We start from the raw sequence: 26,791 nt of genomic DNA, 5'->3' as shown, positions 1-26,791 counted from the left end.
TTAATTTTCCATTAAAATAACAACTGCTCAAATTGCCCGACTTTAAGAGAATTTGAGCAGTTGTTTTATAGAAGGGATAAGCTATCTTATTTGCAATTCATTATGGTCTTCTTATAGGAGGAGGTATCGGTAAAGGTGTACCTCTCGGCATAACACGACCTTCAGGCGGACCCGGCTTCCATGTAGGAATTGCTTCAGGCGGACCTGGCTTCCATGTAGGAATTGCCCCAGGCGTAGCACCAGAAGACAATGTGGGTATTGGTGTCGGTACTGGTGTCAGCTTCGGTGCTGGCGTCGTAGCAGGCCCCATTGAAGGTATTGGATGTGGTGTAAAGTCAGGCTTAATTGTAGGTTGTGTCGTATTTGGATGCATAGGCAATTTTCCTGGCTCCGTTCCGCCATTTAGATCTTTTTCATGTTTATCCTCTTGCCCCCAGCCATTTCTCTCACGCTTGTTTCTATCAACAACCGGAGGTCTTCCAGTTCCCGGTATCCTTTCTGTAACTGCAGCTGTAGGATTTGGTGTAGTTTTTGCTGGTGGAATATGAGGTGTTATCACAGGTAATTTTACTGTTGTTACAGGTATTGTCACTGGCGATGTTACAACTGGTATTGCCGTCGAAACCGGATTTGCTGTGGGATACAAAGTAACCTGCGGTAATACTGTAGATACGTAGGTTACAATCGGCGTTACAGCAATCGCTGGCGTATAATCATAACGTTGATTATATTCATTATTATCATCTTTTTCATTTGTTTCAGATAAAACATTGTCCTTATCAGAATAAGTATCTTTCTTATTAGAGTGGCTTTTATCCTGATTAGCTTTATCGGAACCCGTATAATCATTTTTCAAATCTACCTCTGCCTTTTTGCTATTATCTCTTTGTGATCCATTCTGTTTTCCTGATGGAATAGGCTCTTTAGTACCGTTTAATGTTTCATTTGATGCCGTTTTCCCCTTATCATCAACTGAAGCATTGCTTAAAATATCGTCCTTGGACTTGTTATCCGGCAAATATTCTAATAACTTGTCTACAGTTGCACTTTTTGCATCTTGTAAAGATATTCTATCACTCTCATAAACAGCATACCTTGCTATGGACATCTTATTTTCCTGACTATTTTTTCTAATTTCAGGATCCTTGCTTAAATAGGTCTTTACAGATATATTTACATCCTTCTGCTTTGAAAGAGTGCCTTCTATCAGTTTCATAGTGTCATCAAGCTTTTTATAAATGTCCTTCTTCTCATCCTGGCTTAAACCCGTTGAATTTGGAGTTGAAGAAATCAATATTTTATGGTTTTTCTTCCTTTTTAAAATACCTTCAGCATGTAATCTTATAATTACATAGTTAATTGCCTCATTTATAGGCTTACCTGATGTCTCGTCAAGGGAATCCACAATTTTCTGTGCATCACTATTTAATGGTTTCAATCCAATTACACAATTATTTTCATCTATCGAAAACTCCATGCTAGGGTTTATATCCAAATCCACAAATGCAAAAATCTGGGGCCTGCTTATTACTGCAAACCACATATAAAAGCTGAATATTAAAACTAAAACCGCTGCTGCTCCTGAAAGAATCTTTAATTTTTTGTATACATTTTCATACTTTGATGTCCTGTATTCTATTGTCTGACCCTCAAACATGCCTTCAACCCTTTTTATCTTCTCATACTCCAACAAATCATTGAATACAATTGCCTCTTTTTTCTCAAGTTTAATGATAACTCCACTTTTAATCATCTATATTCCCCCCCTTTCTAAAACTTTTTAATGAATCCTTTAATAATTTCAAGCTCACTTTTTAATGCCAAGCAAACTGCTATAATATATTTCCTGTTTTTCTCAACAGTTTTAGGATTTACAGTTATGTACGCAATAAGATCCGACATTGGCACTGTTTTTTTGCTAATAAGCTTGTTATATAAAAATTCATTATCTGCAATAATTTTGGCTATGCCAATCATAAGTTCTTTGGAATCTTTATGTTTTGGAGACTTCTTTACAAGGTCATCCATTGTTATACCAAACAATTCAAGCTTCTGATTGTAGATCAATATCTCTTCACGCATTTCATATCTATCATAATGGAGGTATACGGATTTTTGAGAAATGGAGTTCTCAATAACCAGTTCGCTTTCTCCCCCGAAATAAGAAAATGGTATTACTTTTGAATTCTTAACCTCTTTTTTTCTATGGTTTATAAGTCTTCTACTGATTACAAGCTCTGCAAAACTTAAAAAGTGCTGCCCCTTCATTATATTATAGCTGCTAATGGCTTCATCAAAAGCCATTAGCCCTATACTAAACTCTTCACTATTCTCTATATCAATAAATTTGTTCATTTGTTTTGAAACACAACCTATAATAAAAGGTCGGTAATCCTCTATAAATCTTTCCCTGAGTTTATTGTCACCACTCTTTATCCTTTCAATTATCTGGGAAATATCTTCATTCTTTTTTGAAGCATCCTTTTTTTCTTTTTTACTCCAAAGCACCAAACTTCAAACCCCTTTAATATTATTATTTTGCATGTCTGATGGTTTTGCAAGTATTATCCGGCAAATTTTGACGGATTACCATGCCAGTGTGTATATGCTTCCAATGTTTCTCCCTTCATCAAAAGTGATGAACTTCCCAGCTTAGAACCTTCTTCCATAAATGTATCGTAGAGCACTACAGCACCATTTCCAACGCTTGCTCTTTTGCATATCGTAAGATATGCCATCTTCAAAACCCTGTCCTCAAAAAGATGGGTCTGCATAGTTGAATTAAAGTTAACTGCCGCCTCATTACCAATTCTCACAAGGTCAAACTCCGAAATAAAAATTGTATCCAAAAATACTTTTTTACCAATCCTGCAGCCAAAGAGTCTCATTACTATGGGCAGCATCGGCGTTCCTGCAAGAGGAGTAAGAACATAATCTCCAAGTAGATTTTCGTAAATACCTGTTACAAACTCGGTTTTCCATACAAATTCGCTCCAAAGTGGATTCACGCAAGGCTTGTAGGTCCCGATAAGTGAGAACTTTAAAAGTACAACAAAGAGTATTAATGCTATTTCTCCCACAACAGCAGTTGCTGCAATAAGACCGATCGAAGCCCAGAACGGGAAGGTGTTGGCAAAGTAATGGAACAAATACGCCAGGCCATATGTGGCCGCTATGTAAACGTTTGTTGGTAGTATTACACGTATAAACTCAATCAATAATCTCTTAAGGTACAAAAGCTTCCCAGGTTTGTAAGTGGTTTCATCACTGAAATCCTTGTTAACATCACGCTTATGCAGGAACATAGCAGGCGTTCCAAGCCAGGATGTTCCGTTTTCCGTTTCACCCTTCTCAGGCGGTACAGACAAAACTCCAAGGAGGCAATCATCGCCTATTGTAGTGTTAATTGGCACTAATGCACTATTTCCAATAAATGTCCTTGAACCAACTTTTGTTTTTTCATACATTACACAATTGTTAAAAGCTTTCGGAGTACCTGCCATTGACGCATCCGCAAAGAAGCTTCCGTCACCTACCTCAAAAAGTTCAGGAGATATGTGAGTTACAGTAGATACTTCTACCTTCTTACCTATCTTGGCTCCTAAAGCTCTTAAAAATGGAATTGTGTATAAGGTTGCATACAGGGTATGTAAAAATTGAAGACTGACATACACTATATTATCTGCTATCCACTTTCTAACATAACAAGTGGAGTATACACTGTAAATTCCAGGTTTTATTTTATTCATAAACAGTCTTTTAAAAATGATTATCTCCAGGCACAATACTAAAACCATAGCTGTGGCGGTAATAGGACTTATTAATAGCATCCAGGTTGGTGTTGAAAAGTAAAAATATCCGAATGCAAATCCCTGGGTAAAGATTAATGTATTAAAGAGCCCAAGGAATAAAAGTCCCATTATATGCAGAACTGAAAATACAACCTTCTTGAATAATCCAACCTTTTTCCCGGCATTTAAAAGCTCTATAATATCACCATCAGCAGTTGAAGGAACTGCCGGCGATCCTGCCCATGTCTCTCCTGAAGGAATAGTCACACGTGACGGTATCATAGATTGCTCCTTAATCATTGAATCGTCTGCCATTGTAGAATTAATACAAAGTGTGGAATGGGTTCCCACATAGCACCCTTTACCAATTTCTATCCTTCCAATCTTCAAATAACCCGACTCAACAATATAACCAAGAACCTGAGTATCCTGGCCTATGCTGCTGTTATCACCGATGCTTATAATGTCAAAGCTGCCAAAATGATGGGTTCCTATAAAGCAGTCCTTACCAACCTTCATACCCATTGCTTTAAGATAAAGCGGCATTAATGGCGTTCCGCTTATCAGATGCATTGGGAAAAGCCCTTGCAGAAGTCTTGAAAGCCACCAGCGGAAGTAATATACTCCCCATAATGGATAACTTCCTTCTTTGTATCTTCCTATAATAAGCCACTTGGATAATAAGGCTGCAACACATGTGACAGGTATATACAATAAGCCATAAGAAAGTAATACTAAAAGTGTTTTCTGAACATCAAAACTTCTCTTTAACACATTTATTATAACATAACCAGCAGGTATACAGATAAAAAACGTTAAGATTATTATGGATAGAGCTTGGAAAACTCCGCATATGAAATGTGCCAGACTTGAGCTTTCTTTAAATGTTTCTGTTCTTTTTCTGGATCTTTTATCATTTATTTTATTTTCAGTTTTTCCGTTTACTTTATTAATAGATTTATTTTTCTTACCCTTTTTACTCTTAACGCCATTGCTTTTATTGTTTTTTGATGTGCAAATTTCTTTATCATCTATATTAAATTTAGCTGACAGCATTTCAATAGAAGGGCATTCATACAAGTCAGATATATTAAGGTCATAAAATTCCGGCTCCTTCCTCAGTTGAGAAACAGTCTGTGCTGCAAAAAGCGAATGACCTCCAAGATCATTGAAGAAGTGATCCTCCCTTGAGATATTGTCTATTTTAAAAACCTGCTTTAATACATCTGCAATTTTCTGCTCCACTTTTCCAATAGGAGGAGTTCCGCCTCTTTCAACTGAAAAATTGCCCCCTATAGGCAAAGGAAGTTTGGAACGGTCTGCCTTGCCGCTTGGAAGCATAGGTATCTCATCAAGCATCATTAAATGCTGAGGCATCATATAGGCAGGAAGCTTTTCTTTCATTGTCTTAAAAAGTTCTTCTCTGTTAAATTCATTTTTGTCACCATCTATGACAATATATAGACACAATCCTTCAGTAGAATCATCGAATTTATTGAGTTTAACAACCGACGATTTTATCCCTGGATAGCTATTGGCTACGTTTTCTATTTCAGAGAGTTCAACCCTGAATCCCCTGATTTTTATCTGGTCATCAATTCTTCCATGAAACTCCAAATTTCCTTCTTCGTCCATAACAACCAGATCTCCGGATCTATAAAGCATTACAGGATAATCGATACCATCATCAAATATATTTTCAATGAACTTTTCCCTATTAAGATCATCTCTTCCTATATAACCCCTTGCAAGCCCAATTCCTCCTATAAGAAGCTCTCCCGGCTCGCCAATCTCAGCAACCTCATTGTTTTCCTTAATTACATATACGGAGTAGTTTGCCAAAGGTTTACCGATTGTAACTTTTTCATTCAGCTGCATCTCTGACCATGTGGCAATGACAGTAGCTTCTGTTGGTCCATAGGTATTTAGTATTCGCCTGCCGGGTTTACCGAACCTTTCGACAATAGACATTGGACATGCTTCTCCTCCAAGTATGAGAAGCCTTAGAGACTCAAGCTCGTCATTTACCATTGACAGGAGTGTGGGAACACAAGATATTGCACTGACCCCATACTCTCCAAGAATCTTAAATAAATCAGGCCCGGACTTTTTCATCCTATCTGTTTGGGGTACCAAGGCAGCACCATTTAAAAATGCCATCCACAATTCTTCCACAGATGCATCAAATGCAAGGGTAAAGCCTTGATATACTCTATCTTCCGGAGTTACCTTATAAATTTCCTGGGATGCACGTATCAGGTTACAAACGGATTTATGCTCAATCATTACGCCCTTTGGCCTGCCTGTAGAACCGGATGTATATATGATATACGCAAGTGAATTCTTATCCGCACCACTAACAGTTCTTGGAATATTGTTATCGGGAAACGACTTAAGCTTGTCCCTGCTTATTGATATTATATTTTCAACATTACCAAAAGCTGTATATCCGTCCAGTACAAGAACATACCTGGCTCCGCTGTTTTCGGATATATATTTAATCCTATCCTCAGGATACCCAACATCAAGGGGGATGTAACAAGCTCCGGCTTTCATAATACCAATAATAGCACCATAGCATTCTATGGATTTGGGCATAAGCAAAGCAACCCTGTCATCTTTGCGAACACCTTTCTCTCTTAGAAGATGAGCAATTCTGTTTGCCATTGCATTAAGATCTCTGTAGGAAATATTGGTTTTGTCAAAAATTATGGCTTTATTGTCAGGATACTCCCTGGCAGTAGCCTCAAACACCTCAAAAAGGCATTCATCCCTGATGAACTCCGGCATTCTTTTACCGTGCAAAATAGCACGGCTTTTCTCTTTTACTCCCTCTCTAATTGCTTCAAGTTCACGATTTAATTTAAATGGTAATATCTTAGGTTTCTTAATAGGTTTCCTCGTTGCCTTCATTATACCGCACCTCTATATATCAAAAAATTTATTTTAAGGCATTTAACATTTATTTCTATGTAAAGATCTAATCCTTTTAAATGCCCAATTGACAAGCTATCTTTTTATATCTCTATTAACGCTTTCAAAAAATTCACTACTAATTCATATGGGGATTTAAAACAGGATCATTGCGTTCATTTAACCTTTCTCTGATTTTTATATATAGATCAGTAATCCTGTCTGTAAAAAATGTTATAAAAACCATAGCAATAATTGTATTACCAAGGCTTAATTCTTCAATAAACAGGAACTCTGACCATCCAACAATCAGCCAGTGTACAACATATATGATAGTAACCTCCTTGCTCCAGAAAAAGAGCCTGTTCTTAACAAAATTGGGTATTATCGAGGCAGTTAAATGCCAAATTGCCAGCCATATAACAACAAAGGGAACAAATAATGAATTAGAAAGAATTCCATGTTGATAATAGTTGCTAATGTCTCCAAATACGATTCCAATATCAATACCTGGATTCATTATGCAATAAATAATCCCGGGAATTGCCACCACTACTGAAACACAAGCGGCCTTTAAATAAAATTTGTTCTTGTTCTCTGTTCTCATTAACATCCAGCCAAAGAAAGAACCCATCAACGGATAAACCATCCATGAAAAGAAAGGATGAAATACATATCCGTACTTACCGAATATAGTAAGAAGGAATGCATCTATAATGAAAACTCCTGTGTTTAAACCTGCTACAAATGGAGTGGCAATAGCAATAACCAAAGCTATAATAGGATAATAAAATTCACTAACCCTAAGCTTTTTCAGAAATGCAGTAAACATCATTGCAAGGCCTGCAAATTGTAATATGTCTCCCTCTATCAAATAGTAATACCAGGGAGTTCCGTCTATATTGATGGAGTAATACCCCATTTTACTGCCGATAAATAATGGTATGAGACCTCTAAACAGGTTAAGAACATACCCTCCAATAAATATCATAACACCTCTTTTAAAAAGAACAATTGGCTTTTGATTTTTTGAATAAACAAAGCCAATACCCATCAAAAACATAAACACAGGTGCTGCAGGAATGGATCCAAAGAAATCTATTACCTTGCCAAAAATAGTGTCACCTGCAGCAGCACTTGACAAATCACCTAATACATGGACTAAAATCATAAAAAATACAGCAAGTCCTCTTGCGATATCCATTTCTACCTGTCTCTTAGTATTAACCGGCTGCCTTCTAAAGATGTTGTCTAAAACCCTCATAAATACTAACCAACCTTTCACAATTAAGAGTAAAAATTGTAAGTGTCTTTTCTTTTCGTTTTCTTCAGTATAGATATTCATATACTTTGAACTTTTTGGAGGGGGAAATAAAAAAAATTATGGTGCAGAACTCACCATAATTTGCCGGATGCTAAAACCATATCCTCGAGAGATACGGTTTCATTGTTTGAATTTTATATTTTAGATCTTTTATTTCTTATAGGTCTGTGCAAGAACCTTATCAATCAAAACACTGTTGAATGTCTCAGGTTCTTCATAAAATGGAAAGTGAGCAGAGTATTCAAACCAGATGAATTCTTTTTTAGGTGCCTCCAATATGTTAAAGTATTCCTGTGCCAAAGCAAAGGGTGTGTCATAATCATATCTGCCCGCAAGAATGTACACCGGTACTTCTACTTTTTTCAACTGCTTTCTAAGGTCGATACTGTGCAATCTTTCATCCTCAAATAATATCTGGGAAAATTCAGTCCCCTTTTCCCACTGGTCCTTTTTACCTTGGTAAACAGGATCACTTTGCATAAAGTATTCCATTTCTTCCGGTCCGGCTTTACCCCACACGTCTCCTCCAAAGTATTCAACCCAGCTTATTGTAATATCATAGGCATCATCATCCTTATAATTTCCATTATTATCAGGCGGTCCTATTTCCGTAAGTTCATCAATAGCCTGTTGAACATCATAGGTCTTAGCCATATCTAATGCAAATTGGTAGCAAAGTTTCTCATTATCAGCTATGTCTACCATCTGCCCGCTGCCAACATAAGCCCAGTAATCCTCCGGATAGGCTTCTACAGCCTTTAATGCCAATACTGTTCCAAAAGAATGTCCTACAACATAAATTTTCTGCTGGTTGAACCTTGCTTTTAAGTACTGAGTCAGTTCATGTACGTCCTCCTCAAATTGCTTTAGTGTCATGGTTTTCTTAGGAACACTCTTGGAGTAGGAAAGACCTGCACCCCTCTGGTCCCAGTTTACAACAACAAATTTATCCTCCAACTGGGAATTCTTCTGGTGGAGTATGGGTAACATGGCATAGCCAGGTCCGCCATGCAAAAATAAAAGAACAGGATTAGTGTCATCATTCCCGTTAATATAAATCCATTGTTCTAATCCGCCGATTTCTACCTTCTCCAATGAATTGATTTTATCTTTATTATTATCAGCATTTTTACCAGATTTTAAAGCCTCATAATCTTTTTTTGTATTACAGCCGTTAAAACTACTCATCATAATTATACCTGCTAACATCACAGTCAGTAACCTTTTAAATCTCTTCATTAGCTCTCCTTTTTACGGTTTGTATAATTTTTGTTATTATAGAGACGAAAAGTTATTAATCACTTACATATTCACAATATAACATTATTTTATGATGAATACCATCTCAAAATCAACCGACTGAATAGAATTGTTTTAGGCATGACCCAAAAATAACTTCCGCTATTGATTTCGCTCATATGTTAACTTAACTCGTCAACACCCAGGATGCATGGCGAGCAGTTTAGCGAAGCTAAACGACCAGTCGCTTAGAAAGCGGAAGTAATTTTTAATCATGCCTTAATCTGTCTTTATTGCCTCAAGTGCACTAAGCCTCATAGCTCTTATGGCAGGATAGATACCTGATAGGATACCGATAAAGGATGAAAATGCTACTGCCATAACAGCCAGCCACACAGGTATTACAGATGCTATACCAGGGCCTCCCCTCCCATTTCTGGATTTCCCTGCGACATGGAATTTATAACAGTATTAATTATGCTTGATGTGCCATAGCTCAAGCCAATACCGACCATTCCCCCAAAAAAGCCTATTAATGCTGCCTCTAAAAGAAAAAGTTTTCTGATATCCCCGAAGGTAGCTCCAAGAACTTTCATAATTCCTATTTCTCTGGTTCTCTCATAAACCGACATAACCATTGTATTTCCAATACCTATAGCAGCCACAAAGAGTGATATTGCACCAAGTGCTCCCAGTATCATCTGAATCATGTTTGCAGCCTTTTCCATTTCCTTAGCCATATCCATGACACTGTTGGCACCAAGTCCCATTTCCTTCAGCCTGTTTTGAATATCATCAATATACTTTATGTCTTTTACTAGTATTTGAGCCCTCTGGTACTCATTCGGGTTTACAGACATGCCGCCCATACCCATCATCATTCCGGAGTTCTGCTGGCCTTTTGCATTCTCCTTAATAAGCTTTCTGACACTTTCAAGATTCATATATACATTATAATCTTTTTCATTATTGCTTTGCTTTATAATACCTACAGCTTTTGCTTTATATAGTTTGGGCGGTTTTTTATTTTCTGTGGGCTGTGCTCCCATTGGGTCTTTTGGCACTTTCTCTCCATAGGAAAAGTCGAAAGTAAGCACCAGCTTTTCATTCATGAGATCAACTGGAGGCTTGGCATTAGGCCCTCCCATCATCATCATACCCTGATATGAATTCATCCTTTTAGGGTTATAAAAATTCATGGGAACCATCGATCCTACCAATAAACTTAAGTCATCGGTTTTAGTTAGAAGCCTTCCTTCCTGAGCAGAAAACTCAAATTTTTCAAGCACATCGGGATTTATTCCTAAAACCATCAATTGCGACATATATTTTCCCGCAACACATTTTAAATTTGCTTCCAATAGAGGTGTTACAGCCTCTACTCCCTCCCATTCGGCTATCCTTCTTATTAGTGCATCATTTAGTTTTTCCTTCTTGGTTACAGTTTTTTGACCTCCCATTTCAGGAAAAAAGCCATAATTATTAACATCTATAACCCTCAAGCTTCCAATGCTCAGCATTTGGTTGTTTATACTGTGTTTAATGCCAATACCGAAGGATATCATAATGACTATTGAGGTTGTTCCTATAAGAACCCCAAGTACTGTTAGAAAGGTTCGTGCCTTTCTCCTTTTTAAGTTTTTTAAGCCTGTTTTTAACAAATCTATATTATTCATCTAGTGCCATTTCCTTCCTACGTCTGGATCTCCTCACTAACGCAATTACAGTGATAAGGATTACCAAGAATCCTGCTCCTCCACCAATGGCCAGATAAAGAGTATTTATTCCTTTCTTTGCAGGTGCGTCGCCTGGCATTCCAGGTGCTCCAGGCATTCCAGGCATAGCAGCCATTTTTTCATCCATTGGCATTTGATCCATAACACTTATGGTAAAAGGCTTTTCAATCTTTTGGCTTTTTCCATTTCCATCCTCAAATGTAAGTACTAATTTTCCTGCATTGCTGCCAGGCTTGTTTGGTGTCAATTGAACCTCATAGTTGTCTGACTTTCCTGATTCAAAGTTACCTCCATAATATTCGGGAGACTGAACCTGAAAATCACCCTCAGCCTTTATCAGTACATTATAAACCGTAGATTTGCCCATGTTGAAGAAATTAACCGGAATTACTACCGGCTGCCCTACAAAGGTATCCATCGGTATATTAAGTTCTCCGATTACCATTCTTGCCTCAACATTTACTGGCACGCTGACAGTATCCTTTGCAGTTATAGCTGTGCCCTTCTCATCCTCATAATCATAGTCCACAGCAATTGGGTATGCTTTTGTCTGTGTATCAGGCTTAACATACATTGTAATAGTTTTCTGGACCGATCCGCCCTTGGAAATTTGATCAATAAATAAGGTTCCGCCGCTGTTGACAGGTATAAAAACTCCATCTGCAGGTGTAAGTACAATTTTTAGATTTGATATATCCGATAACCTGCTTGTATTTTGGAATGTGACATCCAGATTAAAATTTGTTCCCGGTTTAATTAAATCCGGGCTGCATACACACCTGCTTATTATGACCTTTGGGGCAGATTTTTTATCCTTATCCTTGACCCCCTCAACATATACCCCAACATACTGGTTTGCAATCTGTTTTACCTTGTTTGGTTCCTTGCCTGTCTCATACTCAATATTTATTGAAATGGGATAGTTCTTTGTAACAGCCTCATCAGTAACCAGATAATCAAACTTCAACCTCTGGGGTTTTCCTACTTCAAGTAAAGGTATTATCTTTGTACTCAATGACTTAGGAACAACTTCCTTGTCACTTGCCGTTGAAACCTTCAGATTAGGCAACTTGGCAGTACCTGTATTTACTATATCAAAAACCACCGAAAAGCTATCGCCTGGCTTTAATGCATTAGCTGGTGCTGTAAGATTGGTTATTGATACATCGGGTGAAGATGTTGATTCTTCAGGCTTATTCACTGAAATAAAAAATTGGGACTCTTCGGACAACTGAGTGTTGGAAGTATCCTTGTATTCAACCTTCACTCCGAGGCCATAGCTTCCTGACTCCATTTTGGAAGACGAATTAATGGAAAACACGAGAGTTTGCTTATCCCCGCCGTTCATTTTCTCTATGTATCTGGAGTCAGTGGAATCAGAAAGACCAAAGCTTTCACTTTTTAATCCGGTTAATGAAACTTTTATATCGTTTGCAGGTAAATTTCCATAGTTCTGAATATTAACCGTCACCTTTGTGCTCTCACCTGCATTTATTGAAGATGGGCTGGATGTTATTGAAGAAACCACCACCCTGGAGTTTTTCAATGAATTTAAAACTTTTATATTTATGCTGTCCTTGGATGTGTAGGCATCATTGCTGGTATTTGTATACTGCAGATTAAGTTTCATCGTATAAACCTTTTCCTGGGCATTGGGAGAAATATCAAATGTTACTGTTGCCTCCCTTGTTTCTCCCGCTTTGACAGAGTCAATTATCTGAGCGGAAGCTAATTTATCTGTACTGATAGGCAACTTGTCATCAGCCTCAGTTGTAATAATTACGTTTCTAGCTTCATAAGAGCTAATATTCCTTATCGGAAGGGTTATTGTAATTTTTTCTCCTGCCTTACCTGAAGGTATTGCTTTTGCGTCGGCTATAATAAGGCTTGGAGCATACTTCGTGGTGTCCACAGGTTGTGGTACTTGGGTAATTACTGGCGCTGGTTCGGTATATGGTACGACATGAAGGTTTATGAAGTCAGTGGCTGTTGTTTGAACCCCATCCTTTTTGTATATAAATTTGATTGGGAGTTTTGCATCAGGCCCACCATTGTATCTTAATTTAAGCGTACATGTCTTTATATTAGGGTCTTTTGGGTCATTTGGATCTTTAGGAACTTGGATTACTCCCACTGGCATCCTTGATCCGGTGGTTGCAAAGGAAAATGAATTGTTATCACCTAACTCAATATACATGTCTTCAAGATTCTTACCCGAATTATTTTTTAAATTAAGTGTTAAATCAAAATTTCCTTTGGTAACTTGGGTACCGGAGGTTGAGAAACTAGTAATAATCACATCTAAATTCGTTTCTCCCTCCGAATTAACATAAACACCCATACATGAAATTGCTAAAATTAATATCAATGCGACTAATTTCCTCATAAACATTTCTCCTCATTTAATATAAAATTTATCTATATCTGCTCTGCACACTGCTGCCTATCTACCAACTCCACTTTGGATATGTTGCCATCGAAGATATGAATTATCCTGTCTGCATATCTGGCAATGTTTACGTCATGGGTAACAATTATAAGTGTCTGATTATTTTCTTTAACCTTTGACAAAATAAGCTCCATAACTTCCTTTGTAGTTTTTGAATCCAGGTTTCCTGTGGGTTCATCAGCAAAAATTAACTTTGGATTGGACACTAATGCTCTTGCTATACCAACCCTTTGCTGCTGACCTCCACTCATCTGCGAAGGTTTTCTTTTAATTTGCTTATGTAATCCCACAAGCTCCAGCATTTCTTTTGCTTTCTTATCCCTGACCCTCTTTGAAACGTTTTTGAGCATGAGAGGAAAAGCTACATTCTCCAATGCCGTGAGATGAGGCATCAGATTATATGACTGGAATACAAATCCCATGGTTGACCTTCTAAACATGGCAAGCTGATTTTCACTCATTTTTGCAATATTCTTGCCGTTAATAAAAATTTCTCCTCGTGTAGGTTTTTCAAGTCCTGCAAGCATATTCAGCAAAGTGGATTTTCCCGAGCCCGATGTTCCTAATATACATATTATTTCCCCACGTTCAACTTCAAGTTCAATATTATCAAGTGCTACAACCTTTTCACTGTTTCCTATTCTATAAACCTTTCTAAGTCCTGAAATCTTTATGAAATTCACAAAACACTCTCCAATCTTATCGAAATAAACTGAAGCTATTACATAATTTTATATATTTGGCAGTGATTATAACATATTATATTTTAAAAATAGTTACGAAATTGTTAATTATTACTTTTATAGTTTAGAGATTAAACAAGCTTAAAAAACATCCCTCTTATTAAAAACAATTAAGCCGCTAGCCAGAAATGCCATAAGATAAACAATACATACCACTATGGAGAATGTGAATGTAGCCCCTGCATATGGCAAGGATTCTCCAGGTAAATAACGATGCAAATCAAGGTTTGGCGTTATAAAGAATTTATATAACGGATATTTGTTCAATATAATACCGCCTACAAACCCTGCAAAATATATACCCAAGCTGGCTATAATTGCAAGGCCAGTAGTCCTTACAATTGTTGATATAAAAAATGCCAATGCACTTATTATTGAAATGGAAAAGAGTTTGGAAAATGCAACAGCTAAAATATGGCTTAACATATTTCTTTCTACAATATTTCCATTTACAAGAACTACATCATAAATTGAATTACTATTTTTCTGAAACAATATAAATCCTAATGCTAAAGAAACAATGAACAAAATCATAGTTAAAACCATGCTTACCAAAACAGCTGAAAGGTATTTGGCAATAAATATCTTCCACCGTTTTATAGGTTTAACCAGCAATTGACGTATTGTCCCTTGTGAGTATTCATTTGCAACAATGTTGGACGCAAAAATAGCCATAAAAAGCACTATTAATACCATCAATTCGCTGCAGCTATATACAAACCTCAAAGGCGTAATAGCATTTCCCGGTATGTTATGTTGGAGCCTGTATTCCAAAACTTTAAACTGATCTTTTTCAAAGTTAAGCATTGTTATATCAAATTCGTCTTTATCCTTCTTAGATTCAGTTTCCGAAATAGACTTTTTAATAGTCTCAATTTGCTTTTGTGTATCATCCCTCCACTTATCACCCTTATCTGTCGACACGCTCAAGTAGGCGACCAGCCCAACAAGTGCAACCATTAAGCAAATAAATACAATGGTCTTTATTTGAAAGAATGTTTTATATAATTCATTGCTTATCAACTTTAAAAAAACTTTTAATTGTTTCATATTTAGTTTGCCCCCGTTTTTTCAATAAAGTATTCTTCAAGGGTCTTTTTGCTTGGAATAACAGAAACTATATCCACTTCTGCCCTTACAAGTTGACCGATAACTTTTGATATCACCTCACGGCTTTGCTCAATGTCTAAATTTGTTTCAGATATAGAATTGGCTCTTATACCCAATTCAGATAAAATCTTTTCCAGTTTAGCCGGATTTACCGGTTTTAACATCTCAATACTTACGCTTAGGTTTTCATTATCACCTGTCATTTCAATATCTTTAGTTTCAATATGTATACCCTTGTCAATTATTGCAAACCTGTCACAAATCAGCTCCATTTCACTTAATAGGTGGCTGGATATAATCACACATATGCCATCCTTATGTGCCAATTCTCTTAACCTGTCTCGCATTTCCCTGATACCTGCAGGATCAAGTCCGTTTGTAGGCTCGTCCAGTACCAATACCCTGGGATTATTCAAAAGTGCCGCTGCAATACCCAGACGCTGCCTCATTCCCAGGGAATATCCTCTTACCCTATCTTTTATACTATTTGTCAATCCTACCATTTTTACAACTTCATTTATTCTGTCAGTATTCACATCAGGATACATGTTTGCCATGATTTTGAGATTCAGATACCCGCTTAAGTGCTTGTAAAACTCAGGGTTTTCAATAATAGTTCCAATATTGGATATTGCTTTTTCAAAATCACGTTGCACATCTACTCCATTGATATAAACATTGCCGCATGTCGGCTTAATAAGCCCTGCAATCATTCTAATTATTGTTGTTTTTCCAGCTCCGTTTGGACCCAAAAGACCAAATACCTCGCCAAAGTTCATTGACATGGATATATTATCAATTATTAGTTTTTTGCCGATTCTTTTGCTTAAACTTTCTAATTTGACCGCTGCTTGAGCCTTTTCCAAAAACATCACCTTCCTAGTTTACATTTAATAATTAACAAATTGTCATCATATACCACTTTGAATTATACAATCTATGAAAAAAATTGTCACCGAAAGCATTAATTGTATATCCCGCAAAAGAATTGCGTAGTCCCGCAACTTTTTTGCGGTTTTACGCAAGTTATAATTTTCCCAAGCTATAAATAAAATTCATTGAATTATCCGCCTTGTTAATGTAAAATTAGACTATCAAGAATAAATTTTACGAGGTTAATGATGGCTAGAATACCAGATAGGAAATTTGATTATAAACTTAATATTTTTCTAGGTTTTCTTTTTTTAACAGGAGGTATTGTTTATTTAAGAATGTCAATGGCATCGGGAGTCAGATCTGATCTAATCAAAGCCATTACTTCTTTTGTTTTAACCGCAGCATGGTTTTCTCTAGCTTTTTACAATTACAAAAAGAGCAAGAATGTTTAATCATTAGTACATAATTCTCTTTATTCATTATGTAAATTATTTTAATTTGCCGATTATTATATAATTTGGTATATTTAAAGTAGTATAAATAGCATTCAATTTTACAAACCTTCACGACGAAAGAGGTGTTGATTTTGAGAGTACGTAAAGCCATAATTCCAGCAGCAGGACTAGGCACAAGGTTTTTACCTGCAACAAAAGCACAACCTAAAGAAATGCTTCCTATCGTAGACAAACCGACAATACAATACATTGTTGAGGAAGCTATCGATTCAGGTATAGAAGATATTATTATCGTTACCGGAAGAAACAAACGTGCCATTGAAGACCACTTTGACAAGTCCTATGAGCTTGAGGAAGAACTCAGGAAAAAGGAAAAACAGGATCTGTTGGCCCAGGTACAGGACATATCCAATCTGGTCGATATTCATTACATAAGGCAAAAAGAACCAAAAGGCTTGGGACATGCTATATATTGTGCGAAATCTTTTATTGGAAACGAACCCTTTGCAGTCTTGCTGGGCGATGATATTGTCAACTCTGAGGTTCCTTGCTTAAAACAGATGATTTCCATATATAACGAGTACAAAACTACAGTTTTAGGAGTTCAACATGTACCGCAAGAAGATGTTCCAAAGTATGGAATAGTAAGCTGCAAACAGGTTGATGACAGGGTTTACAAGGTGAAGGATCTTGTAGAAAAACCTGATATTGAAAATGCACCTTCCAACATAGCTATTCTTGGAAGATACATTATATCTCCACATATATTCGAATTCCTGGAAAGTGCCACACCGGGTAAAGGCGGAGAAATTCAATTGACTGACGCCCTTAAGAGTCTTATAAGCAATGAGGCAATATATGCCTATGACTTTGAAGGAAAAAGATATGATGTAGGAAATAGGCTGGGTTTCTTAGAAGCCACTGTTGAATATGCATTAACCAGGGATGATATAAAAGATGATTTTAAAACCTATTTGACAAAGGTTATTGATAAGTTTTAAGATAAATTCTTTATGGCTTGCATATCCTTTAACAGGCATATGTAAGCCATTTTTATTAATTCAAGCGAATCCAAGGGAGGAATTCTTTTGAAAAAACTATTACACCTTACACTTTCACTGCTTTTTCTTGCTTCCTTTTTATTGGCAGGATGTAGCAGCAGTAACAAAAAGCCCAATGCCACAGCTTCAGTAAGCCCGGCAAGCAGCAGCCAAAGCTCCAGCAATGTAACCGATAATCTCAGGCAATTAGCTGATCAACGCGGCATGCTTGTCGGTGCTGCCATAGAACCAAATCATCTTGATGAACCCCAGTACGCAAAGACTTTGAAAGAAAATTACAATTTTATAACACCGGAAAACAGGATGAAATGGGGATTCATCCATCCTAAAAAGGATACCTTTGATTTTAAAGGTGCAGATAAAATTGTTGACTTTGCATTAGACAACAAAATGAAAGTAAGAGGACACACCCTTGTATGGCATATTGAAAACCCTTCTTGGCTCACCAGCGGCAATTTCTCCAAGGAAGAACTTCTAAAGATTCTGGAAAACCATATCAAAACCGTTGTAGGTCACTACAAAGGTAAGGTCCATGCCTGGGATGTTGTGAACGAGGTTATCGATGTTTATACTTTAAGAAATACTTTATGGCTGGAAAAAATCGGTCCGGAATACATAGAAAAGGCATTTCAATGGGCTCACGAAGCCGATCCGGATGCCAAACTTTATATGAATGACTTTTTCATCGAAGAAAAAGGAGTTAAGTCCGACTATTATTACAAGTTCGTAAAAGAGCTCCTTGACAAAAAAGTACCTATTGATGGAATTGGCTTCCAATGCCATTTCGATATGCAAACCCCTCCCGATATGGGCAGCATTTATGATAATGTAAAAAGATTTGTTGAGTTGGGGTTGGACGTTGATTTTACCGAAGTAGACTTCCGCATATACGGTTATGGCGATGAAACCCAGCTTAAAAATCAAGCAGAAGCTTACTCTCAATTGATGAATATAGCCTTAAACTTTGATAAGGTAAAGGTATTTACAATGTGGGGACTTACAGACAAGCACTCATGGGTACCTGTAACATATCCTGAATCCGGGGATGCTCATATTTTTGACAAAGAGTACAAACCCAAGCCGGCATACACTTCTTTAGTCAATGCTTTAAAGCAAGGTCCTGTAAAAATAGACTATGAAAAGCTTAAAAAGGAAGCTTTGAAAAAGAGGGTCGTCGTTCCTCCATTTGCTGCCAACCCCGTTTCCAAGCCTCCTGTCATAGACGGTAAGTATGATCCTGATGAATGGAAAGATGCATTAGTATATCCGTTTGCATATAACCAGTTAAATGAAAGCGACCAGCGACCTCCTGAGGACTTGAAGAATGTCAGCGGATCTTGGAGGATTGTTTATAATAAAAACAAGTTCTACGGAATGATAGAACGAAATGATAACAAGACTGTTTCGGAAGCTGCAACAGAATATGAAAATGACTGTGTTGAGTTATTTTTAGAGCATAACGGAGAAATCAACCAGATTAGAAGCCTAATAGGACAGGATTGGTCCTTCAACCCTGCTGCAGGTGAAAGAAAAGCAGTATGGAGCAAGGATGGAAAGGTTGTTGAATTCTCTATTGAAATGCCCGCCGAGAAGGATTTGGCAGGAATTACAATAGGATGGAATACAGCACTGACAGACAGTGATGACTTTACAGGCGGAAGAACATCCCAGCTGTATCCGGTAAGTGGAGCAAACACCAGTTGGCAGGGAAAAGATCTTGCAGCATTAAACTTCGTGAGCGAACAACAGAAGCCTGCTACAAAAGAATATACATTACCACCGTTTATGGCACGCAAAGCATTAAAAGCCCCTACCATTGATGGTGTTGAAGATCCGGGTGTGTGGGATAATGCCGTTAAATACAAGCTGGCATATAACCAGCTAAATCTCAAAGATCAATCGTCTCCAAAGAACAACAATGACTGCTATGCTGAATGGAAGGCCATATATGACAAAAACACCCTCTTCCTTTATATCACCAGGGCTGACGATAAAACAGTTACAAATAATGCTGACCCTGCAGAAAACGACAATGTTGAAATATCAATAAGACCTGAAGATACGGTAAACATTCTCCGTACAATTGTAGGTAAAGATATTGACACAGGCAACTATAATGGTAAAGCAAGTGCTGCATGGAGTAAAGACGGCAAAGTTTTGGAAGCGGCTGTAGAACTTCCAGTGGAAGATCTTGCCGGCACAACAATACCATGGAATTTATCCATATCCGATAACGATTCGGAAAACGGTAAGAGGAAATTCCAGCTCTATCCCGTGCTTAAGGCTGCTAATGGCAATAGCGAAAACAATTTGTGTGAACTTAGCTTTGAGAAATAAGTAACCTTGATCTTACGATAAAAAGTGATTTTATAGCTAAATCAATTTAGCTGTAGGATCACTTTTTTATTTAACAAAACCTTCATTTGATTACATATCTGAGAATGATTTAAAATTTGCCATAACTAATGGTAAATTTGAAGGGCTACCATATGCGAAAATTGGGTACAATTACTTTTTTAGCCTGAAATTGCTTGAACAATGGGTACAGGATTCAGCTAATAAGCATGTCGAATATAATATTTATTAAGGAATGGTTAAATAGTTATTTCAAGTAATTATTTTGTCATTTTTCAAAAATGAATTTTGCCGCACTTTCCGCAGAGGCATTGATACACAAGGATTTTGGACACATGATGTTACTTGTTCAAATCACTGTATAAAAGCCATCTCTTGCCTGCTTCCTAGTGTTATGATATTATAATGCCAAAATTGCATTTATTTATATTTTTCACTTTATATTTATAAATAGCATTGATACATAATATATTTATATAAAATATTTAATTTTGATCAAAAGTAATCTTCAAACAAATGCAAAATATTTCAAAGAGGAGATGAGTATGAGAAAAATTAATTATGCAAGGCCAGTAGTGTTTTTTTTAGTTTTGATCTTGTTGTGTTTTAGTTATCACATTCCGACAAATGCGTTGAACAAGCAGGTTTTTATCAGCCTGAAAGTTAACGGCAAATATATCAAAACCGATGCACCCCCTTACATCAAAAACGGCCGTACATATGTGTCGCTGCGGTTTATTAGCCAGGCTTTAGGAGCTGATATAAGCTGGGTTAAGGAAGAAAATAAGGCCCTTGTTGTAACAGAGAAAAGTCTCATGGAATTGTTTGTTGGAAAAAAAGAAATACTTATTAACGGTGAAACATTCACCATTGATTCATCAGTCGAAATTAATAATAACCGTACCATGGTTCCTTTAAGGTTTATATCTGAAACCCTTGGATGTAAAGTTGATTGGGACCCCAAGTATTATACCCTGTCTATTAATAATGATAAACTAACCGTTCCCGTTTCCTCAGTTTACAAAAGATCATATACGGATGATGATTTGCTTTGGCTTGCAAGAATAATTTATGTTGAAGGAAAAGGCTTATCACTTGATACCAAAGTAGCTATAGCAAATGTTGTATTAAATAGAATAAAGAGTCCTTCTTATCCTGACACAGTTCAAGGTGTTATATTCCAAAGAGGCCAGTTCCCGCCGGCATACAAATCCGGATTCAAAACCCTTGTTCCTACTCAGGAATGCATAACAGCAGCAAAAATGGCTTATGAGGGTGTCAATAATATAGGTAAATGCTTGTATTTTTGCGATGTTCCCTTTAAAAGCAAACGGATCACGTTATACAAAAAAATGGACGGAATGCATTTTTATTATTAAGCCTTAGGCAAAAGGATATGCCTTATGAAAGAAATAGATATATAAAAGTCAGTATAAATATAAAAAGTAGTGCTCAATAATTTATATTAAGGCATTCTTAAAGGTGTTTATAATCTTACATTTCACAGAATAACAGGGCTGTTGCAAAACAATATATAATCACATCATGAAGTGATTAAAATACATTTTGCAAAAGCCCCTTTTCTTTTGAATTTACTTGTACTGGAAATCGTGGTAAAATTCAATTATATTAAAAGTGATATACCTTTCAAATTTGTTTTAAACAGTTTAGTTGTTAGGAGGCATTTATGAAAATAATGATAAAAAGAAGTTTTTTAATATACTTGCTTTTGATATGTATTGTAGCAATATCAACAGGCTGTTCAAGTGAATCAATTGTACCTGATGATTTCAAGGTTACAGAAAACTTCTTTCAAAGCGGATCAAATGACAATGAATATGTTGAGTTATCCAAAATTAATGATAATGTATGGGTACATACAAGTTATTCAGACTACAAAGGGAGCAGAAGTCCATCAAATGGACTGTTAGTAATCACATCCAAGGGTATTGTTCTGATAGATACTCCTTGGAACCCTATTCAAACCAAGGAATTATTAAAGCTAACAAAGGATACTTTTAATATGGAAATCGTCTTAGCAGTCATAACACATGCCCATGCTGACAGGATTGGCGGAATCTCCACATTACTTGAACAGAACATGGATGTGAGAAGTACCAGCCTAACTGTCAAGGAAGCAGAAAAGAACGGTTTCAAGAAACCAGAACCAAAGCTTGATTTAGAGCCCGTGATTGAGGTAGGAGATACAGTAATAGAAACGTTTTATCCCGGTGAGGGTCACTCAAAAGACAATATAACTGTTTGGCTGCCAAAATACAAAGTATTATTTGGCGGGTGCCTGATAAAATCTGAAGATTCAAAGGATTTAGGAAGCACAACGGATGCAAATATTGAGCAGTGGCCAAAATCCGTTAAAAATGTATTTGATAAGTATAAAGAAGACGCTGAAACTGTAATACCGGGCCACGGTAAATGGGGAGGCATTAATTTAATAGAGCATACCCTAAATTTGCTTGGAAGTAAGCAGTGAACCTTTTAATCATTCAGTAATTTTTAAGTGTTTCATTAAAGATACCGTACAGTTAAGTATATATAGGTCCGGTATCTTTAAGTCACTATAGGTCAACTTCTACTACGTCGAATTGCAACTACAAAAACTATTATTAATGGAACAATCAATTTGTATAGGCCAAGCAAATTCGGTTCTGAAGAGGAACTTTTATATATTTCTGTATTACTTATACCATTACTAATATCAACATAGCTAAAATCAATAGACGTAAGTATATATTTATCAGGAATCAAATCGTCAGTAGAAATTCCCTTCTGTTTCATCCTTTCCCTTACTTCAGCTAAAACATCAGGCTTAATATCTATAACTTGGCCTCTCACAACTGCTTTTTTGAAGGCATTCTTCTGAATATAATCGATTAGGCTAGTTAGTACAATAATTTTTTTACTGTTTAACACTCCTACACGTACAACAAAATCCTCGTTGCTTAACTTTGAAGGATCGCTCATATCTAACTCTTTGAAAGACATTCCGAGAATTTGATCTGTACCCATTACATATTTGCACATTAGGTTAAGTCCAACCAATTCACTATGGATAATACTATGTTCATTACCATCGGCTGATAATGCATATGCATTTGTAATTTCAATATAGGAATCATCATTTAAAGACGGTTTTGGTGTATTTATAGCTTCTATGGTTGACTTGACGTAATCGACAGAATTATTTCTTGTTCCATTGTTTCGTGACAAGGCAAACTGTACAACAAAGACAGCAAAAATTATTGCAACAATAAGAAGTATTTTGGCTTTTCCATGTTCTAACACACTTTCATATGATGCTTTATTACCATTTATGTCATCAGCATGTAATAACAATTCAATTTCATGGTCTATCCGAGCAAGTTCGAGCCTTAACTCCTCGTCTTTACGATTTCTCCGGCTTTCCTCCTTAATTTCCTTCTTAATTTTATCGTTAAGATCACAAAAAAGATTTCTTATAGTTTTATTTTCCGGGTCAATTTCTAGGGCCTCTCGAAGATGATTTTTGGCTTCTTCAAATCTTTTGACCTTAATGTAGCATATTGATAGTAATCCAAGCTGTTCTGTATTCAAGTCATCTATTTCCTTCAGTTTTTCAAACAGATTAACAGCCTCATAATACTTCTCCTTCTTGTAAAGAATGTGTATGGAATAGAATAAATTTATAATATCATCTGGTCTAAATTTCAAACACCGTTTAAACAAATCATATGCTGCATCAATATTTCCCATATGAAAACGATACATCCCTTGCAACTTCCATAGCTCTGGATCTTCATTATAAATTTCTTCAGCTTGTGTTAATGATATGTACGCATTATTATAATCTTTTTTATTTATCTCATCAAAAGCAGCTTCTCTAAGCTCAAGATACTTTTCCAGATTTATAATATTAGTGCCTGCAAGATGAGAATAATGAAGATATTGCTTCTCGGTTACCCTTCTTTTTACATACTCTATGAACGTCTTGGGATAATAATAGTAAAGATGCTCAAGGCTTTTACTCCAATCAAAGTGAGTATCTAACAATCGCCATATTTTATTGGGTAAATAATGATGTGTTGTTAAAAAAGTTAGCATTCTAATGTTGAGACGCTCCTGGTTTTTTATATTCCACATCAAATCACAATCCAACAAAGCAATCCACTTTTTCTCATCTATTCTGGATGAAAAGTTATTATAAATATCCGCTGCATCATCTATCAAGCCATCGTTAGCATACTCCAAAGCAATAACATTTGTTATGAAATTATTTCTGAATTTTATCTGCGGGGGCTGTATTTCATCAATCGGCACCCGCATTTCATTGTCAACCGATACCTGTATTTCATTATCAACCGGCGTCTGGGGTTCTTTACTATCATCCACATTCCTATTATCGTTTGTTTGGCTGGCATCAACATCTTTAGCTTTCCGCTGATTTTTAGCATATTTTACGGCACTGTCAAAAGCCTCCCTTAGCCTTTGATAACCCTGTGGATCATCTTCAGGATGGCAGACTTTCAGTTTAGCTGCGTATGCTTTTTTTATTACAACTATGTCATCAGTGGGGTTTATCCCCAAAATATTCCACATGTTCATTGGAATTAGAACCTCATTTCAATTTCATCAAGCTTTTTCTTAAGGATTTCAGCGGCCTTTCTAATTTCCAGTTCATTCTGGCGGGACATAATGCTTTCAAAATCCTGTAAAATCATTGATATGTATTCTCTCATCTCACCAAGAGCTTCTTCATATAATCTTTCTCCTCTGGCTATAAGAAGCTTGTTTTCTGTTCTCTCCCTTGGATGAATCTTTAAACCCTTTAATTGATTAAGCCTCTCCTCAATCTCCTCCTGTGTCATACTCCCAGGGCTTTTCTCTATAACAAGCCTGTTTTTTAACCCAGTTTTATGGGTCAACACCTCAACCTCCAAAATGCCGTTTATGTCATATGTATATCTTACATCAACAAGCTGCTTTCCTGTACGTTCGGGGTTTAAAGGTATGTTGAGTTCACCTATTTTTATATTGCCTTCCACCCTTCTGCTTTCCCCCTGATATACTTCTACGTGCAACTCCGATTGATTATCATATAATGTAGACAAGGTTTCCACCTTACTTACAGGTATGGGCGTATTTCGCTCTATTATCGGAAGGAAGTACCCGGTCTCATATTTACCGCCACCCATGTCTTTTGCAATGTTTGTACCAAGTGAGTAAGGGCAAACATCTGTGAGTATAACTTCATTGAGTGCCTGATTACGTTCTTTAAGAGCAACCTGAATAGCTGTACCCAATGCAACCGCCTCATCAGGATTAATACTGGAATTAGGAAGCCGCCCAAGCATCTTGGATACAACAGACCTGACAACATGCATTCTGGTAGCACCGCCTATCAGTATGACTGAATCGAGATCCTCCGGCATTAACTCTGCATCTCTCAATGCACGCTCGATAGGATGACGAAGACGAATGAGAAGCACTTGGACCAGCTTTTCATATTCTTCTCGGTCTATAACTGATTCATAAGTTTTATCATTTATGGTGAAAGCCATCTTTCCCTTATTACCATTACTCAGTTCACATTTGCACTGCTCAGCCTGCTTGCTTATAAATGACCTGGCCTTAAAATCAAGGGAATCCAAGCTAAGTCCATGACGTTCAATAAAATATGCAGCCAAAGTATCGGTAAAATCTTCTCCGCCGAGAAAATTATCTCCTGCAATGGACTTTACCTGCATAACACCTTCAAACAGCTCTAGGATAGATACATCAAAGGTGCCTCCTCCCAAATCGAAAACAAGGAAACTGGTTTCAGATTCTTTCTGATGAAGTCCGTACGATATTGCAGCAGCAGTAGGTTCGCTGACAAGCCGTTCTACCTTGAGCCCTGCCAACTCCGCCGAACGCTTTGTTGCTTTCCTCTGGACATCATTGAAATAAGCCGGAACACTGATTACAGCTTCGGTTACCTCACTACCGAAATAAGCCTCCGCATCAGCTTTTAAAGAACGTACAACAAAGGAGGATAAATCTTCAGGTGTGAATGAGTATTGTCCAAGATGAAAAACTTTTTCCGTTCCCATAAATCGTTTAAAGGAAGAAGCCGTTAGATGCGGGTGTGTAATTTTTCGTTCCTTAGCTATCTGCCCTACATATATTTCTCCGTTTTCATCAACACTGACTACCGACGGCGTAAGATTTGACCCCAGCACATTTGGGATTAACCTGGGCCCTTCATCTGTCCAGTAGGCCACAAGGCTATTAGTAGTGCCAAGATCTATTCCAATTGTTGGCATGTAAACACCTCTTTTTTAATCTCAATATATATAATTTTAATGCAAATATGTACACAAGTCTATAAATATAGACGTAGAATGATGCAATCTGGTAAAACAATTGAAGGTGGAAGAATTTATATTATAGGGATGATTCAACTATAGAAGCTGTAGCTGAGGTTCTATTTTATTCAAAAAAACTTAACATGTTAAAGCCTCCTATAATTACATTACAGAAGGCTTTGAGTAAAATTTTATAACTTTTTCTTAAGCTCACTTAAACTATTTATTTATGTATACTATTAAGTAACTTTACAAAAATTATTTGTCATTACCATTGAACATTTGAAAATAACCCATACTCACAAACACGAGCGTTACCAGAAGAACTTATATTTATCCTAAAATTTCGGTCTGCACCTTGTGCTGGAATATTAAGTGATACTGTATGAGTATTATAA

At 36.7% G+C, this 26,791-nt stretch carries 17 protein-coding genes; 5 read left to right on the top strand and 12 right to left on the bottom strand.

Annotated elements, in window-relative coordinates:
• Positions 1-100 precede the first annotated feature (100 nt).
• The 10 genes from Bccel_RS29925 to Bccel_RS27125 all read right to left on the bottom strand — a co-directional run bounded on the left by Bccel_RS29925 (position 101) and on the right by Bccel_RS27125 (position 16,171).
• Complete coding sequence (locus Bccel_RS29925) at positions 101-1,753, bottom strand: anti-sigma-I factor RsgI family protein (RefSeq protein WP_036939948.1); 1,653 nt, start codon at positions 1,751-1,753, stop codon at positions 101-103.
• 17 nt (positions 1,754-1,770) lie between these two features.
• Entirely contained in the window at positions 1,771-2,508 is a 738-nt protein-coding gene (sigI, locus tag Bccel_RS27165) for an RNA polymerase sigma-I factor (protein ID WP_081926864.1), read from the bottom strand.
• Positions 2,509-2,564: 56 nt separating this feature from the next.
• Positions 2,565-6,704 carry a Pls/PosA family non-ribosomal peptide synthetase gene (locus tag Bccel_RS27160; RefSeq protein ID WP_036939945.1) on the bottom strand — a complete coding sequence of 1,380 codons (4,140 nt, stop codon included), beginning with the start codon at positions 6,702-6,704 and terminating at the stop codon, positions 2,565-2,567.
• A gap of 139 nt (positions 6,705-6,843) precedes the next feature.
• Positions 6,844-7,968, bottom strand: coding sequence for a heparan-alpha-glucosaminide N-acetyltransferase domain-containing protein (locus Bccel_RS27155; RefSeq protein WP_036939943.1), 1,125 nt, complete (start codon positions 7,966-7,968; stop codon positions 6,844-6,846).
• 210 nt (positions 7,969-8,178) lie between these two features.
• Complete coding sequence (locus tag Bccel_RS27150) at positions 8,179-9,267, bottom strand: alpha/beta fold hydrolase (RefSeq protein ID WP_050753932.1); 1,089 nt, start codon at positions 9,265-9,267, stop codon at positions 8,179-8,181.
• Between the two features lie 410 nt (positions 9,268-9,677).
• On the bottom strand, positions 9,678-10,943 hold the full coding sequence (locus Bccel_RS27145; protein ID WP_050753931.1) for an ABC transporter permease: 1,266 nt from the start codon (positions 10,941-10,943) through the stop codon (positions 9,678-9,680).
• The gene (locus Bccel_RS27140) at positions 10,936-13,389 is read right to left on the bottom strand and encodes a COG1361 S-layer family protein (protein WP_036939939.1); all 2,454 of its coding nucleotides are present in this window, start codon (positions 13,387-13,389) and stop codon (positions 10,936-10,938) included. The genes Bccel_RS27145 and Bccel_RS27140 overlap by 8 nt, the downstream gene beginning before the upstream one ends.
• A gap of 32 nt (positions 13,390-13,421) precedes the next feature.
• Positions 13,422-14,135, bottom strand: a complete 714-nt coding sequence (locus tag Bccel_RS27135; protein ID WP_152966107.1) for an ABC transporter ATP-binding protein — start codon at positions 14,133-14,135, stop codon at positions 13,422-13,424.
• Positions 14,136-14,276: 141 nt separating this feature from the next.
• Positions 14,277-15,245, bottom strand: a complete 969-nt coding sequence (locus Bccel_RS27130) for an ABC transporter permease (RefSeq protein WP_036939930.1) — start codon at positions 15,243-15,245, stop codon at positions 14,277-14,279.
• A 2-nt stretch (positions 15,246-15,247) separates the two neighbouring features.
• On the bottom strand, positions 15,248-16,171 hold the full coding sequence (locus Bccel_RS27125) for an ABC transporter ATP-binding protein (protein WP_201781984.1): 924 nt from the start codon (positions 16,169-16,171) through the stop codon (positions 15,248-15,250).
• Between the two features lie 255 nt (positions 16,172-16,426).
• Here Bccel_RS27125 and Bccel_RS27120 point away from each other — a divergent pair, with 255 nt between their 5' ends.
• The 5 genes from Bccel_RS27120 (at position 16,427) to bla (ending at position 22,543) form a co-directional block, all read left to right on the top strand.
• Positions 16,427-16,633 (top strand): hypothetical protein, encoded by a 207-nt coding sequence (locus Bccel_RS27120; protein ID WP_036939926.1) that lies wholly within the window; start codon positions 16,427-16,429, stop codon positions 16,631-16,633.
• A gap of 134 nt (positions 16,634-16,767) precedes the next feature.
• Entirely contained in the window at positions 16,768-17,637 is an 870-nt protein-coding gene (gene galU / locus Bccel_RS27115) for a UTP--glucose-1-phosphate uridylyltransferase GalU (RefSeq protein ID WP_036939924.1), read from the top strand.
• A gap of 87 nt (positions 17,638-17,724) precedes the next feature.
• Entirely contained in the window at positions 17,725-20,034 is a 2,310-nt protein-coding gene (locus Bccel_RS27110; RefSeq protein ID WP_050753930.1) for an endo-1,4-beta-xylanase, read from the top strand.
• Between the two features lie 563 nt (positions 20,035-20,597).
• On the top strand, positions 20,598-21,431 hold the full coding sequence (locus Bccel_RS27105; RefSeq protein WP_081926849.1) for a stalk domain-containing protein: 834 nt from the start codon (positions 20,598-20,600) through the stop codon (positions 21,429-21,431).
• Positions 21,432-21,739: 308 nt separating this feature from the next.
• The gene (gene bla, locus Bccel_RS27100) at positions 21,740-22,543 is read left to right on the top strand and encodes a subclass B1 metallo-beta-lactamase (RefSeq protein ID WP_036939920.1); all 804 of its coding nucleotides are present in this window, start codon (positions 21,740-21,742) and stop codon (positions 22,541-22,543) included.
• Between the two features lie 92 nt (positions 22,544-22,635).
• On the opposite strand, the gene Bccel_RS27095 is transcribed toward bla, so the two are convergent.
• Together Bccel_RS27095 and Bccel_RS27090 are read right to left on the bottom strand one after the other, a co-directional pair.
• Positions 22,636-24,651, bottom strand: a complete 2,016-nt coding sequence (locus tag Bccel_RS27095) for a J domain-containing protein (protein ID WP_036939918.1) — start codon at positions 24,649-24,651, stop codon at positions 22,636-22,638.
• A 5-nt stretch (positions 24,652-24,656) separates the two neighbouring features.
• Positions 24,657-26,351 carry a molecular chaperone HscC gene (locus tag Bccel_RS27090; RefSeq protein ID WP_036939916.1) on the bottom strand — a complete coding sequence of 565 codons (1,695 nt, stop codon included), beginning with the start codon at positions 26,349-26,351 and terminating at the stop codon, positions 24,657-24,659.
• Between the last annotated feature and the right edge of the window lie 440 nt (positions 26,352-26,791).

Source organism: Pseudobacteroides cellulosolvens ATCC 35603 = DSM 2933 (assembly GCF_001262605.1).
Classification (GTDB): domain Bacteria; phylum Bacillota; class Clostridia; order Acetivibrionales; family DSM-2933; genus Pseudobacteroides; species Pseudobacteroides cellulosolvens.
This window is presented reverse-complemented; position numbering and strand designations above follow the sequence as displayed.